Source organism: Ruegeria sp. B11 (assembly GCF_056539785.1).
Map to the genome: position 1 here is coordinate 1 of NZ_JBQFVO010000012.1, position 14995 is coordinate 14995.

Annotated in this window: 10 protein-coding genes; all 10 read left to right on the plus strand. The window is 56.3% G+C overall.

From position 1 onward, the window contains the following. A partial coding sequence (locus tag ACR0I1_RS20365; protein WP_480707738.1) for a cadherin-like domain-containing protein occupies positions 1 to 2054 on the plus strand: 2054 nt, incomplete at its 5' end. Between the two features lie 161 nt (positions 2055 to 2215). Continuing rightward, positions 2216 to 2992: a glucose-1-phosphate cytidylyltransferase gene (gene rfbF, locus ACR0I1_RS20370; protein ID WP_170734188.1), complete on the plus strand. Its 777-nt coding sequence runs from the start codon at positions 2216 to 2218 to the stop codon at positions 2990 to 2992. A gap of 1 nt (position 2993) precedes the next feature. Continuing rightward, positions 2994 to 5318: an NAD-dependent epimerase/dehydratase family protein gene (locus ACR0I1_RS20375; protein WP_480439584.1), complete on the plus strand. Its 2325-nt coding sequence runs from the start codon at positions 2994 to 2996 to the stop codon at positions 5316 to 5318. A gap of 17 nt (positions 5319 to 5335) precedes the next feature. Then, on the plus strand, positions 5336 to 6511 hold the full coding sequence (locus ACR0I1_RS20380) for a class I SAM-dependent methyltransferase (RefSeq protein ID WP_480707739.1): 1176 nt from the start codon (positions 5336 to 5338) through the stop codon (positions 6509 to 6511). Beyond that, complete coding sequence (locus tag ACR0I1_RS20385) at positions 6508 to 7671, plus strand: class I SAM-dependent methyltransferase (RefSeq protein WP_480707740.1); 1164 nt, start codon at positions 6508 to 6510, stop codon at positions 7669 to 7671. Before ACR0I1_RS20380 ends, ACR0I1_RS20385 begins: the two co-directional genes overlap by 4 nt. A gap of 3 nt (positions 7672 to 7674) precedes the next feature. After that, positions 7675 to 9213, plus strand: coding sequence for a lipopolysaccharide biosynthesis protein (locus ACR0I1_RS20390; RefSeq protein WP_480707742.1), 1539 nt, complete (start codon positions 7675 to 7677; stop codon positions 9211 to 9213). Between the two features lie 69 nt (positions 9214 to 9282). Next, positions 9283 to 10167, plus strand: coding sequence for a glycosyltransferase family 2 protein (locus ACR0I1_RS20395; RefSeq protein ID WP_480707744.1), 885 nt, complete (start codon positions 9283 to 9285; stop codon positions 10165 to 10167). Next, positions 10164 to 11123, plus strand: coding sequence for a glycosyltransferase family 2 protein (locus ACR0I1_RS20400; protein ID WP_480707746.1), 960 nt, complete (start codon positions 10164 to 10166; stop codon positions 11121 to 11123). The genes ACR0I1_RS20395 and ACR0I1_RS20400 overlap by 4 nt, the downstream gene beginning before the upstream one ends. A gap of 38 nt (positions 11124 to 11161) precedes the next feature. Beyond that, complete coding sequence (locus tag ACR0I1_RS20405; RefSeq protein WP_480707748.1) at positions 11162 to 12163, plus strand: glycosyltransferase family 2 protein; 1002 nt, start codon at positions 11162 to 11164, stop codon at positions 12161 to 12163. Between the two features lie 179 nt (positions 12164 to 12342). Next, on the plus strand, positions 12343 to 14995 hold a 2653-nt coding region (locus tag ACR0I1_RS20410), incomplete at its 3' end, for a tandem-95 repeat protein (protein ID WP_480707750.1).

Below are 14995 nucleotides of genomic sequence, written 5' to 3' on the forward strand. Positions count from 1 at the left end.
AGATCGGGACGCGTTTTTTGACCACTCCGACTGAGAGGTATCAGTTGCAGGGTTTGCTGGTTGAGCAGGACGCCGACAACTGGTTGCGGTTCGACACCTATTCAGACGGTAATAACCTCTATGCCTTTGCTGGGATCACTGTTGATGGCGATTCCAGCCAGGCCTTCCGGACAACCATCTCTGGCGGCACTGCACCCTATCTTCGTTTGACGCGGAGTGGGGATGACTGGACGTTTGAATATTCGGTAGACGGCACCAACTGGGTGACGGCTGGCAGCTTCACGCATGCGTTGACCACAGCAAAGGCAGGGGTCTTCGCAGGTAATACTGGGAACGCTTCGGGGTATACGGCACAGGTCGATTATTTCGAGAACACTGCTGCCCCCATCGCGGATGAGGATGGTACCTATACACCAGTCAATCTTGCGCCAGATGCGGTGGATGACGGTCTGGTGACGCCAGTTGATGCGGCGCTAGTGATTGCGGCTGCGGCTGATCTGCTGGCCAATGACGGTGATCCGAATGGCGATACGCTGAGCCTGATCGATGTGACGCAGCCCACCAATGGCACACTGGTCGACAACGAGGATGGCACCTATACCTACACGCCGAATGCGGGGTATTCGGGAACAGATGATTTCACCTATACGATTTCAGATGGAGAATTCACTGATACCGCAACCGTAACAATTGCCGTCGGGAACCCGATCGATGTCTGGTACGGCCTGAACCAGAGCTTCGGCAACCCCGGAGAAGGGCAGACGGCGATCAACATCTTGGGCAATGTGGGCGGCAACGTGGAAACGCTGACCTATTCGCTGAACGGGGGGGGCGAGCAGACTCTTTTGATGGGAGCCGACACGCGGCGACTTCAGAACGAAGGCGATTTCAATATCGAGATCGATTTTGCAGAGCTCGACGCCACCAGCGCCGATGATGTAGTAACTATCACTGCCACGCTGGCCGGGGGTGCCATCGTGACCCGAGATGTGGTGGTTGAATACGAAATCGGTAATGCTTGGAGTCCCAATTACGACATCGACTGGTCTGCGGTGACAGAGGCGCAAGATGTGCTGCAGATCGTTGACGGCACTTGGTCCTGGGGCGAAAACGGTATCCGACCGGTTGATTTGGGATATGACCGGCTGCTGGTTCTGGGGGATGACAGTTGGGACAATTACGAGCTCAACGTGACCATCACCATGCATAATCTCAACAATGATGACCCAATTGGCGTAGGCGAAGCGTTTGCAATCGGAATGCTTTGGGGTGGGCACACCGAGCGATCTAACGATACCCAGCTTAACACGGGTTATGAGCCGGGTGCGGCGTTCTTCTATACAAACCAGTTCAGAAGCCACAGTTACCATGAATGGTCCGACCTGCTCGGTGCCCAGGGTTTTGATCTGGCAGAAGGTCTGTCTTACAATTTCACTGTGCGTGTCGAACAAGTGGCAATCTACGACCGCCAGTACAGCCTGAAGGTTTGGGAAGAGGGCACGACCGAGCCGGTGGATTGGACTTTGCAGACAATTGAGACATTCAGTCTGGATGAAGCTCCGGCCACCGGGTCGCTCTATCTTCTCGCCCATTATTACGACGTCACGTTCGGTGATCTCACTGTGACTGAGATCACCGGAGATGACATCATTCAGGGCGACGAGACCGACGAAGTTCAGGTTGCTGTCGATACCACCAGCGCTGCGCCAGGGCAAGGTGAGATCGATGTGTTTGTCGGCGCTGGCGGCGCGGATGTCTTTGTCTTCGGGGATGCGAACGGCACCTATTACGACGACGGGATCGGGGCTGATGCGGGCGAGGGTGATTATGGCTTTGTCTACGATTTCATCTCGGGCACCGATCAGGTGCAGCTGGCGGGTGTTGCCGCGGATTACGTGCTCAGCACCGATGCGCCGGGCCTGTCACCGGGCACTGCGATCTGGCGGGTGGGCGAGAATGGCGATGCTGACGAGCTTGTCGGCCTTCTGAACAGTGTCTACGGGCTGGATCTCAACAGCGATGATTTCATCTTCACGGATACGCTTCTGGTCTGAGAAAGGTGAAAAATCACCATATTTCCGCTAATTGGGATACGGTATCGAGTAAAATATTGTCAGTTTCCGGAGGAACGCTTCATTCCATAAAATTGGCCTATTTCTTTGTCAGAGTCTCTTTGGCAAGCTTACGATTACATTTGTGTTAACGGAGAATTTCCATGAAAGTTGCAATTCTCGCCGGGGGCAAGGGAACGCGTCTGGCAGAGGAGACCTCGGTCAGGCCCAAGCCAATGGTCGAGATCGGAGGTATGCCCATCCTGTGGCATATCATGATGACCTATTCCCATTACGGGTATAACGATTTTGCCGTCGCCCTTGGCTATATGGGCAATTACATCAAGCGTTACTTTGCGGAATACGGAACGCTGGCAGGCAATATCACGGTCAATATGGGACATCCTGAACCGGTGGTGCGCCACGATCAGGATCACGCGCCCTGGACCGTCGATCTGATCGAAACCGGTGGTGAGACTCTGACCGGAGGGCGCGTCAAGCGACTGCAGCCTTATATGGGCGACGGGACTTTCATGCTGACTTGGGGCGATGGCGTATCGGATGTGGACCTGCACAAGCTGCTTGCCTTTCACCGCAGCCACGGCAAGCTGGCGACGATCACTGCGGTGCGTCCGCCCGCGCGCTACGGTCATATGCGCTTTGAGGGCAACCAGGTTGTTGCGTTCGAGGAAAAGCCGCAGACAGCCGAGGGTCGGATCAACGGTGCTTTTTTTATCCTCGAGCCGCAGGTCTTTGACTATATCGAAGGCGATATGGTCATGTTCGAACATGCGCCGCTGGAGAATCTCGCCAGGGATGGTCAGCTGATGGCATATCCTCATGACGGATTCTGGGCGGCGATGGACACCCTGCGCGACAAGCACAATCTGCAAAAGCTGTGGGATTCCGGTGAACGCCCCTGGGCGGTTTGGGAGAAATAATATGCGTGTATTGGTAACTGGTCACCGTGGGTATATCGGTGTGGTGCTGACTCCCATGCTGGAGGCAGCCGGACATGAAGTAGCGGGGATCGACAGCGACCTGTACGAGCGCTGCACTTTCGCTCCGGGCGGAGAGATGCCGCAAGTGCCGACGATCCTGAAAGATATCCGCGATATCGAGGCAGCAGATTTGCTGGGCTTTGACGCCGTCCTGCATCTGGCCGCACTGTCGAACGATCCACTAGGCGATTTCCGACCCGAAACCACCTATGAAATCAATTATGAGGGCACGATGAACGTGGCCCGTGCCGCTAAGGCGGCCGGGGTGTCGCGGTTTGTGTTCTCGTCCTCCTGCTCGAACTATGGCGCGTCGGGCGCGGATTTCATCGACGAGACCGGGGCGTTCAACCCGGTGACGCCTTATGGTGAAAGCAAGGTCAAATCCGAACTGGCGCTGGCCGAGATGGCGGATGACACGTTCTGCCCGACCTTCCTGCGTTCGGCCACGGCCTATGGGGTCAGCCCGCGCATCCGGTTTGATCTGGTGCTGAACAACCTCGTCGCCTGGGCGGTGACCACGGGCAATATCCATATGAAATCTGATGGCACGCCCTGGCGGCCGATCACCCATATCGAAGATATCAGCCGCGCGTTTCTGGCGACGCTGGACACGCCGGTCGAAAAGATCCGCAACGAGGCCTTCAATGTCGGCGTGACCGAGCACAATTACCAGATCCGCGAACTGGCCGAGATCGTGGCCGATGTGGTTCCGGGTTGCGAGGTGACCTTTGCCGATGATGCTGGCCCCGACAAACGGTCCTATCGGGTGAACTGCGACAAGATCCAACGGGTGATGCCGCATTTCAAACCGCAATGGGATGCCCGCAAGGGCGCGCAATCGCTGTATGAATCCTATCTGGCGCAGGACCTGACGCTGGAAGAATTCGAAGGCCCCCGCTATCAGCGGATCGGCCATATCAAAAAGCTGATCGCCGATGATGTCATTGATGTGGCCCTGAAGCACACCGAAAATGGGGTGTCTTCGCGCACCCCTGAAAACGTGCAGGAAGCCGACCCTTCGGATTTCGTGGCCGACAGCGCCGGGGTCAATTGTATTTCCTGTAGCCACAAGGGGCTGGAGCCCATTCTCGATCTGGGCCTGATGCCCCGTTCGGACGGTCTGCTGGAAGAAAGTGGGCTGACGCATAAAGAGTCATTGGTCCCGTTGCGTTTGGGCTATTGTCCCGATTGCACTCTGGTTCAGCTGCTGGAAACCCGCCCGCCGGAAGAAATGTTCGGTGACGACTACGTCTATTTCTCGTCCTACTCCGAAGATCTGCTGAAGCATTCTCGCGAAAACGCGTTGGAACTGATCGAGAAACGCAAGCTCGGACCGGATAATCTGGTGGTCGAGATCGCGTCGAATGACGGCTATATGCTGCAGAATTTCAAGGGCGAAGGCATCAACGTTCTGGGCATCGATCCGGCCTCGCAACCCGCCACTGCAGCGCGCGAAAAGGGTATCGACACGGTGATCGACTTCTTCGGCACCCGCGTGGCCGGCGAATTGCGCGCACAAGGCAAACGGGCCGATGTCATCATCGCCAACAACGTGGTGGCGCATGTGGCCGACCAGAATGATCTGGTGGCAGGCATGGCCGAGCTGCTGGCCGATGACGGGCAGGTTGTGGTCGAATTTCCCTATGTCCGCGACATGATCGATTTCATCGAGTTCGACACGATCTATCACGAGCATCTGTGCTATTTCTCGGTGGGTTCGGCCAAAACGCTGTTTGAACGGCACGGGCTGTATCTGAACGATATGCGGCGGGTGCCAATCCATGGCGGGTCACTGCGGCTGTTCTTTGGCAAGACCGCAGCACCCACGCAGGCTGTTGCGGATATCCTGGCCGAAGAACATGAACTGGGTCTGGACCGGTTCGGTTACTACAAGACCTTCGGGGCCCGTGTCCGGGCCTTCCGCGATCAGGCGCGCAAACTGGTGGGCAATCTGAAAGCCGATGGCAAGCGCATCGCAGCCTATGGCGCGGCGGCCAAGGGCACGATCATGCTGAACTTTCTGCAGCTCAACGACCGGGCCATTGAATACGCGGTGGACAAGAACGTCCACAAGCAGGGCAAATACATGCCCGGCGTGCGTATCCGCATCGATGAGCCCGAAAGATTGATGGATGATAATCCGGATTATGTAATAATTCTGCCCTGGAACTTCCGCGACGAGATCATTCGCCAACAGCAGGCCTTCCTGCAGGCCGGCGGCAAGTTCGTTGTACCGATCCCGGAACTGGAAATCGTCGAATCCTGACGGCGGAGGGCATATTTATGACTGAACTGACCTCTTGCCCGGCCTGTGCCGGGCAGACCCTGTCAGAGATTTACCGGCTGGACGCCATCCCGGTGCAAAGCTGCATTCTGCTGGACACCGAGGATGAGGCGCGCAATTTCCCGCGCCATCCGCTGGTTCTGAAATTCTGCGACGATTGCGGCTTTGTCTTCAATTCCGTTTTCGATCTGTCCAAGGTCGATTACGCCTCGACCACCGAGGAAAGCCAGCATTTTTCCGGCACGTTCAACCGGTTTGCCCGCGAGCTGGCGACCGAGGTGGCCTCGCTTTATGATCTCAAGGGCAAGCGCACGCTGGAGATCGGCTGCGGCAAGGGCGAGTTCCTGCAGGAGCTGGCGGATCAGACCAGCACGATCGGTCTGGGCGTCGATCCCGGTTTCATCCCCGAACGCCTGCCCGGCGCGGATGGTCACGAGATCACCTTTCAGCGCGAATATTTCGATCCCGCCACCATTGCCGAGACCCCTGATTTCGTTGCCTGCCGTCACACGCTGGAACATATCCCCGAGGTCGGCCGGTTCATGAACGAGATCGCGCAGGTGATCGACGGACGCTCGGATGTTGGTGTCTTCTTCGAGACCCCGGATGTGTACCGCGTGCTTGCAGAAGGCGCCTTCTGGGACATCTATTTCGAACACTGTTCCTATTTCACCCTGGGCAGCCACGCCCGGCTGTTCCGGCGGGCCGGGTTCGATGTGACCAAGCTGTATCTGGCGTATGACGATCAATATATCATCCAGTACGCGGAACCGGCGGCGGGCCGTCCGGTGTTGGCGCAGGAGGATGATCTGGACGCGGTGCGCGCCCTGGCCGCGGCTTTCCCGCAGAAAGTGGCCGAGATTCGCGCCCACTGGACCGATTTCGTGCGATCGCGCCATGGTGCGGGCAAGCGGGTGGCCATCTGGGGCGGTGGCTCGAAGGGCGTGTCTTTCCTGACCACCAATGATCTGGGGGCTGAGGTGGCGCAGGTCATCGACATCAACCCGTTCAAGCAGGGCAAATACTTGCCGGGCACTGGGCATCTGGTTTCCAGCCCTGAAAGCCTAAAAGGCGCCCCGCCCGACACGGTGATCGTGATGAACCCAATCTACCTGCCTGAAATTGGCGCGCAACTGGCTGATATGGGCCTGAACCCGGAGCTTGTGGCGGTATGACCATAACCTTTCCCCTCTGCACCGCGGAGAACGCGCAAGATATCTTTCGGCTGGATCAGGTGCCGGTCATCTGCAACCAGCTCTGGCCTGATGCCGATGCCGCCCGCGCCGCCCCTGCCGGAACGGTGGATCTGAAGCTCTGCCCCGAAACCGGGTTCATCTGGAACGGTGCTTTTGATCCAGCGCGCATGGTCTATGCGCCAGGCTATGAGAACGCGCTGCATTTCTCGCCCAAATTCCAGGCCTTTGCCGAAGAACTGGCCGCTGGTCTGGTGGACCGTCACGGCCTGAAAGGCAAACATGTGGTCGAGATCGGCTGTGGCGACGGGCATATGCTGGATCTGATGGCCAAAAACGGCGTGGCCACCGCCACCGGGTTTGACCCCTCGATGGACGGACAAGAGACACCCTTTACCGCCCGCGACAATGTTGAGATCGTGGGTGAATATTTCCGATCGGATCAGCTGGACCGGCCCTTTGATGCCATCCTCTGCCGTCATGTGCTGGAACATGTGGATGCGCCGGTGCCGCTGATGACCGATATCCGCCGCGCCATCGGGGATCGCGATGTACCGATCTATTTCGAGGTACCCAATGCCGGGTGGATGTTGGATGCGGTGTCCATGTGGGACGTGATCTATGAACATGTGGGCTATTGGAGCGCGCCTGCCATCACCACACTGTTCCGCCGCACCGGGTTCGAGCCGATCTCGGTCTCTGCTGGTTATGGTGAGCAATTCCTGATGGTCGAGGCCAGACCCACCGCGCCCCAGCCCGAGTATCTGGATCCCGGGGCTGCCGATATCGCCCGCGCCGCCCATGCCTTTGGCCAGGCCGCCACTGCGGAACTGGATCGCTGGCGCGACCGGCTGTCAGGGTTTGAAGGCAATGTGGTCATCTGGGGCGCGGGCTCCAAGGGGATCACATTCGCCAACGCCCTGGGCGACGCGGCCCGACCGCTGGCGGCGCTGGTCGATCTGAACACGCGCAAGCACGGGCTGGTGGCCCCCGGCGTCGCCCTGCCGGTGATCGCCCCCGAGGCCCTGCCCGGTGTCAGCCCCGATCTGATCCTGATCTCAAACGCGCTTTACGAGGCCGAGATCACCGAACAGGTGCGCAGCATGGGCCTGAACCCGGATTTCGCTGTCATCGCGGGATAGGATATGGCGGTCGAGCACAAGAATATCATCGTCTCCAAAAAACTGGTTGCGATCAACTCGCTCAGTTCGGTGGCTGCCAAGATCGTGAACTTTCTAGTGCTGATGTGGGTCTATCAGTACCTTCTGGCGCGCCTGCCTGCCGCGGAATTTGCGGTTCTGCCGGTCGTTACATCGCTTATGGTATTCGCCCCGCTGTTTTTCTCGTTTTTTACCGGCGGAGTCAGCCGATACATTCTGGACGCCTATGCCAAGGGTGACTTTATCGAAGTCCGGCGGATCGTATCATCTCTGTTTCCGACCCTGCTTATGGCGGCAGGCCTGTTTGTTCCGATTGGTCTGATATTGGCCGCCAATTTCGAGAAGATTTTTAACATCACGCCCGGCATGGTTGGTGACGCCCGCCTGATGCTGAGCCTGCTCGTTATCAGCTTTACCCTGCAAATGCTCATCATCCCGTTCACAACGGCCTACCCGGTTCGACAGCGTTATTTTGAGCTGAAAATGTTAGAAATCCTGCGCGATTTCCTGCGCGCGGGCCTGACGATTTACTTCCTGCTATCGCTGGGTGCATCAGTGGTCTGGGTCGTAGTGGCCACATTCATTTCCGAGATGGCATTCACAGCTATTACCCTGATGCGATCCCTGCGCATGGTTCCCGAACTGAGAATGCAGCGGGAGCTATTCAGCTTGGCAAAGGCGCAACAACTGATTTCGTTCGGGATGTGGACGACATTGGGGCGCCTAGGCGCGATCATGTACACCAATGCCGCAACTCTGTTGCTCAATCTCTACGGAACCCCTGTCGGTGTCACGAACTATCATATTGGCGCCACCATTTTTCGGCAGATGCAAAGCACCGTCAGTCTGGCTGCCTTACCACTGCAGCCCGCCATCACTGCCATGAATGCGCTCCAAGACCGTGAAAGGCTGGCCAATACCGTTCTGCGTGCGGGGCGATATACGCTTTGGGCCTCAATGGCAATTGCCACGCCTTTGTCGATTTATGCCGATATTTTTATTCATCTCTATCTCGGCCCGGAATATACTCAGGCCGCACTGATCCTTGTTCTGTTCATGGTCATTTTTCCGTTCTCGCATGCCACGGTGCTACTGCCGATCACAGCAATGGCAACCGCTCATGTACGTGAATTCAACCTGCCCGCCTTTCTGTTCCAATTGGCCGGACTGATCCTGATGTTGGTCCTGCTTGACGGGTTCGGGCTCGGTGCCGTGGGGGTAACAGCGGCGTTGACCATTATCACCATCGTGGCCCAGCTAAGCTATTTCTGGGGTTTGTGCCTGCGATTAATCCACGTACCGTTTCGGCTGTTTGCCAAAAGCGTTCTGCTGCGTGGCCTCATGCCCGCGGCCTGCGGGGCTGTGACTTGGGGCGGGCTGCGGTTGCTGAAAACACCTGACAGTTGGGAAGAGTTGGTATTTTTTAGTTTTGTAGGTGGAGTAGCTTATCTGGCCATATTGTTTGGCTATGCCTGTGACGCAAGCGATCGTCTCTACCTGAGAAAGATTATGGGGCGTGCATGATCATGCCACAGTATGACGTTAGAGTATGCTTGGAACATTCGGCGTTAACGGATCCCTGGAGGCGGTATTGTGAGTAGTGTTTTTATAGGTTTACCCGTTTACAACGGTGCTGAATTTCTTGAGGGCGCATTGCAATGCCTAGCACAGCAGACATACTCCAACTTTCGTGTACTGATCGCCGACAACGCCTCGACCGATTCAACCAGAGAAATCTGCTGCCGCTTTGCCGCAAAAGACCCTCGTTTTGTGTATCATCGTCATCCACAGAACCGGGGGGCCGCGCCGAATTTCAATTTCTGCGTCGAACAGGCTCAAGGCAACTATTTTAAATGGATGGCGCATGATGATCTGTGCGAACCGGAATATTTAGAAAAATGTGTCGCAGCACTAGACCGAGACCCGGGGGCCGTTCTGGTCCAAACCCGGGTCAAATGTATCGACAACGCCGGCCACATAACCGGGCGCTATGAAAAAGAGTGGGATTTCAACACACCTGATCCGATCGACAGGTTCGCGCGGGCAATGGCTCTGAACCATTCCTGTGTAACGGTTTTTGGCGTTATGCGGCTGGACGTGCTCAGAATGACACCGGCCATTGCGCCCTTTGTCGGATCGGATAGATCCCTTCTGGCCGAACTGACTCTGCACGGAAGGCTGGAATACGTTCCTGAGGAACTGTTTCTTTGGCGAGACCACAAAAACCGATCGGTCAGGCTCAAGACACGACGCGACAAGCTGACATGGTTCGACGCTACAGCCAAAAACATTCTGCCCGCGCTTTATTCACAACAATTCTGGGCCAGTCAGAAAGCCATCATGCGCACTGCACTTCCCCCAAAGGCAAAGGCACGGGCCTATGCAAAAACTCTGCAATGGGCCGCCGGGAACTATCGGGTGTTTCTGACCGACCTACGATCTTTGGGCGGAGCCGTTGTACGAGGATATAACCCATGACCAATACCCTATCTGCACAAGAACGCGACAAACACGCCACCTTGCCACAGGCTCCGGAGCCTGTGGCAGCCGTCACGGTATCCGTCATTCTGCCGACATATAATAGGGCGGACAGTCTGAAGGCGGCCTGTGAAAGTGTCTTGTCCCAATCCTACAGGGATTTGGAACTGATCGTTGTGGATGATGCTTCCACCGAGGACGTCATGTCGGTGGTCAAAAACCTAAAAGATACTCGGGTGCGTTACGTTCGCCATGACACAAACACTGGTGTTTCAAAGGCACGCAACACGGGCCTGACACATGCCCGGGGCTCGTATGTCGCCTTTCAGGACAGCGATGATCTTTGGTTGCCGGGCAAACTGGCCCGCCAGTTGACGTTTTTTGAAACACTGCCTGCGGATGTCGGCGTGGTCATTGGTTCAAAAATCCTTTACGGTCGCGATGCGGACCGCACATATGGCTCAGGTAAAGTGACCTGCGCACCATCTCCAAGTCAACCTCTCAAGCTTGAAGAGGATCAGACACGTAGATTTCTGGAGAGCAACCGTATCAGCCTGCAAAATGCAGTTTTTCGTAAAGACTGCTTTCCCGGTGAAGAATGGTTTGATCCCTGCGCCAAGGCGAATGCGGATTGGGAATTCACTTCGCGCCTGGCTCAGCACACACGCATCTATGAAGACCCTGAGCCGGTTGTCCTAGCCTTTGTATCCGATGACAGCATTTCCACAAATTTCCGAAAAAAGGGACTGGGGCTTGCCAGAATACTGAAAAAGAATCGACTGGTTCTGGAAGAATACCCGGATGTTTATGCACGTAATCTAGTCAAATTCGCTAGCCTGACTTGGCGTCTCGGCAAAAAACGAACGACCCGCCGTCTGCTACTTGCAGCGTTACGGCGTCAGCCTGTAGCAACCCTCTGCGCCCTTGCCTCGCGGATCATCAACAAACTGGCATAGGGCCGACACGTCTTTTTCAAACAGAACAGAGTTATTTCATGATTGGCGTAGTTATTCTGACATATCGATCTGCGGATGTAATTGAAGCCTGCCTACGAAGTCTCTGGGCTTCAGAATATACTAATATACGAACTATAGTATGCGATAACAATTCACCGGATGAGACGGCTGATATCGTGCGCAATTGGGCCGCGTGTAGTCAGGTCTCGTTTGTCGAAAAACGAGCATCCGAAGCCACTGTATCTGAACACTCACAATTTACATTGCTGCACACGGGCGGCAATCTCGGTTTTGCAGGCGGGGTCAATGCGGGTTTGAAGTTCCTGATGCAGGATTCCGAAATAGATCTGTTCTGGATATTGAACCCCGACTGTGAGGTTCTGCCAAATACAGCCAGCGTATATGCCGATTGTGCCGCCAAGGCGGGCCCTTTTTCTCTTATGGGGGGGCGTATTTATTATCTTGGCCCCCCGCGTAGGATTCAATCAGATGGAGGGCGCGTGTTTCCTTGGTCGGGAATCTGCGAAAGCATCAATTCCGGAAAACAGGACCACGAAGCAGTCCTGCCGGACGTCACCAGCGTCGATTTCATCACAGGCGCCAACATGGTGGCTTCGCGCACTTTCATTGAGCGCGTCGGGTTTATGGTTGAGGATTATTTTCTCTATTACGAAGAAGTCGACTGGGCTGCACGGCGCGGAGAATTGCCGTTAATGTTATGCCCTAAAGCAGTAGTGCTTCACCATGGAGGAACCGCCATCGGCACAGGCACCCCGTCCCGTCGGCCATCACCATTTGCAAATTATTTTAACACCAGAAACCGGATGCGCTTCATGCGTCGGTTCAGGCCTTTTGCCTTACCAACTGCCTGGTCGCTTTCGATGCTGCGAGTAGGAAAACTTCTGGCTCTTGGAGCGCTGGACGAAGCCTGGGCCGCCTTTTGCGGACTGAATGGCCTGGCTCCGCCAAACTCAGTACGCGAACGAATCGCGCCCGAAGATCAGGGGCGGGCGTTTTCACCCGCACAAAACCGACACTAAGGGCCATAGGTTATAAGGTTTTTAACAGCGGGATTAATTACAAAACATAATCCCAGATTAAACCCTTCTGAATACTACACACTTCCCTGTCTTCGCTGCCTGTAAGAATCTATTCGGATTCAAGGGCATTTGGTGTAAACTTTCGAAGTTTTTAGTGTTTTGTTTAATGAGGTAATAGGGTGTCCACATCTCTATTTGACAGCGGTCCACATGATTTTACCGGGAATGTATCGGGTGCGGTGGTGCTGGCCCATGATCCCGCCTATCTTTTGCCTGATGGCGCGCTGACCTTTACCTTTACCGCAGATACCGTGAGTGGGCGGCAGTTTCTGTTCTCAAAGGACTCCAGCGGATATGACAATGGCGGGCATGCGGGCGTCTATATCGAGAACGGCCGAGTCGTTGCGCGGTTCCAGGACCTGACTACCACCTATATCGCCGAGACCGGTGTCTTGATTAACCCCGGTCAAACCCATCATGTGGCGCTAACCTTCGGAGCCTTGGGGCTGACCGTCTATGTGGACGGCGCCGCACAGGCCAGCGATGCCTATACCGGTGGGCTTCTGGGCAATGAGGAACCTGTGGTGCTGGGGGCTAATCAGTGGTCCAGCGGAGATAGCGTGGCCGACAATCTGCGTGACGGGTTTATCGGCACGCTCCGAGAAGCCGCGCTCTTCGACACTGCGCTTGATGCTGCCACCATCGCACAGCTAAGCGCCGAAGCCCTCGAAACCCCTCCGGGCAACACTGCACCAGATGCGGTGGATGACACCTATGTCACGAACGAGGATACTCCCCTTGTCATCGCGGCGGCAGGCGTGCTGGCCAATGATAGCGACGCGGATGGCGATGCGCTGAGTGCCGCACCTGTCACAGATGTTTCGAATGGAACGCTGATACTGAATGGCGATGGCTCTTTCGATTATACGCCGGACCCAGACTTTACAGGTCAAGACACGTTCACCTACACCGTCTCGGATGGAAATGGCGGCAGTAGGCAGGCAACAGCGGTCATCACGGTGAACGCAGTCAACGACGCACCCGAAGCTTCTGATGCGGTCTTTGTCATCAGTCCTACAGCCCCTGTGGGCCGCGTCGTCGGAACGGTCGTGGCCACGGATGTCGATGGTGATGTGCTGAGCTATGATATCACCACGGGCAACGATCTGGGTACGTTCGCCATCTCGCCCACCGGTGTCATCACATTGATAGACCCTGCGGCCCTTGATCCTGTCAACGCCCCTACCCTGCAATTAACCGTTCAGGTTTCGGATGGGACAGAGACCGATATTGCCACAATTGATATAAACGTTAGCGAAAACACCACCCCACAGCCCCTATTTGACAGCGGTCCACATGATTTTACCGGGAATGTATCGGGTGCGGTGGTGCTGGCCCATGATCCCGCCTATCTTTTGCCTGATGGCGCGCTGACCTTTACCTTTACCGCAGATACCGTGAGTGGGCGGCAGTTTCTGTTCTCAAAGGACTCCAGCGGATATGACAATGGCGGGCATGCGGGCGTCTATATCGAGAACGGCCGAGTCGTTGCGCGGTTCCAGGACCTGACTACCACCTATATCGCCGAGACCGGTGTCTTGATTAACCCCGGTCAAACCCATCATGTGGCGCTAACCTTCGGAGCCTTGGGGCTGACCGTCTATGTGGACGGCGCCGCACAGGCCAGCGATGCCTATACCGGTGGGCTTCTGGGCAATGAGGAACCTGTGGTGCTGGGGGCTAATCAGTGGTCCAGCGGAGATAGCGTGGCCGACAATCTGCGTGACGGGTTTATCGGCACGCTCCGAGAAGCCGCGCTCTTCGACACTGCGCTTGATGCTGCCACCATCGCACAGCTAAGCGCCGAAGCCCTCGAAACCCCTCCGGGCAACACTGCACCAGATGCGGTGGATGACACCTATGTCACGAACGAGGATACTCCCCTTGTCATCGCGGCGGCAGGCGTGCTGGCCAATGATAGCGACGCGGATGGCGATGCGCTGAGTCTGACGGGCGTGACGCAGCCCGCCAATGGCGCGCTTGTCGACAATGACGACGGCACCTATACCTACACGCCGAATGCGGGGTTCAGCGGGACCGACAGCTTTACCTACACGATCTCAGATGGAACAGACACCGATACCGCTACAGTGAATGTCACTGTCAACAGCGATACACCACCGCCGGGAGACATCGTTTCCGACGATTTTGCGGGCGGTACGCTTGCGCCTGAATGGGCATTTTCTGGGATTGCGGGCAGCGCCGAGCTGGGAACCAGCGCTACGGACGGGTTCCTTATCATTGCCTCGCCGCCGGGCACTCCCGTCAGCGCCTCGGATCTGCTGACCACCCCACGGGTTCTGCAGAATGTCGCGGACGAAGACTTTCAGATCAGCGCCGGGTTCCTAACCGAGCCCAGTCAGACTTTTCAGGAACACGGTCTACTTGTAGTGCAGGATGACAGCAATTTCATCCGGTTCGACATCGCCTTTACCTCGAATTCGGTGTTGCGGTTGATTGTGGGCGTGGTCGAAAACGGCTCAACCGAATTCCGGCTGTTTGATAGCATATCCTTTGGCAGTGTGAGCGATTTCAGAATTACGCGGTCAGGCGACAACTGGGTCTTTGAAACCTCGAATAACCGTGTCAATTGGACCACGGCGCTGGTGCTAGATCATGCGATGACGGTCACGCAGGCGGGGGTTTTTGCGGGGAGCGCGCCGAAGGATGGGGTGACGCCCGGCTACACCGCGCAGGTGGATTACTTCGAGAACAGCGCTGACCCGATCGTGAACGAGGATGGCACAATCATACCTCCATCCAACACCGCGC

Bases quoted from the DNA above. Each gene is read 5' to 3' on its own strand.
- ACR0I1_RS20390 (WP_480707742.1), top strand. From the start codon at position 7,675: ATGGCGGTCGAGCACAAGAATATCATCGTCTCCAAAAAACTGGTTGCG.
- ACR0I1_RS20385 (WP_480707740.1), top strand. From the start codon at position 6,508: ATGACCATAACCTTTCCCCTCTGCACCGCGGAGAACGCGCAAGATATC.
- ACR0I1_RS20400 (WP_480707746.1), top strand. From the start codon at position 10,164: ATGACCAATACCCTATCTGCACAAGAACGCGACAAACACGCCACCTTG.
- ACR0I1_RS20405 (WP_480707748.1), top strand. From the start codon at position 11,162: ATGATTGGCGTAGTTATTCTGACATATCGATCTGCGGATGTAATTGAA.
- rfbF (WP_170734188.1), top strand. From the start codon at position 2,216: ATGAAAGTTGCAATTCTCGCCGGGGGCAAGGGAACGCGTCTGGCAGAG.
- ACR0I1_RS20375 (WP_480439584.1), top strand. From the start codon at position 2,994: ATGCGTGTATTGGTAACTGGTCACCGTGGGTATATCGGTGTGGTGCTG.
- ACR0I1_RS20380 (WP_480707739.1), top strand. From the start codon at position 5,336: ATGACTGAACTGACCTCTTGCCCGGCCTGTGCCGGGCAGACCCTGTCA.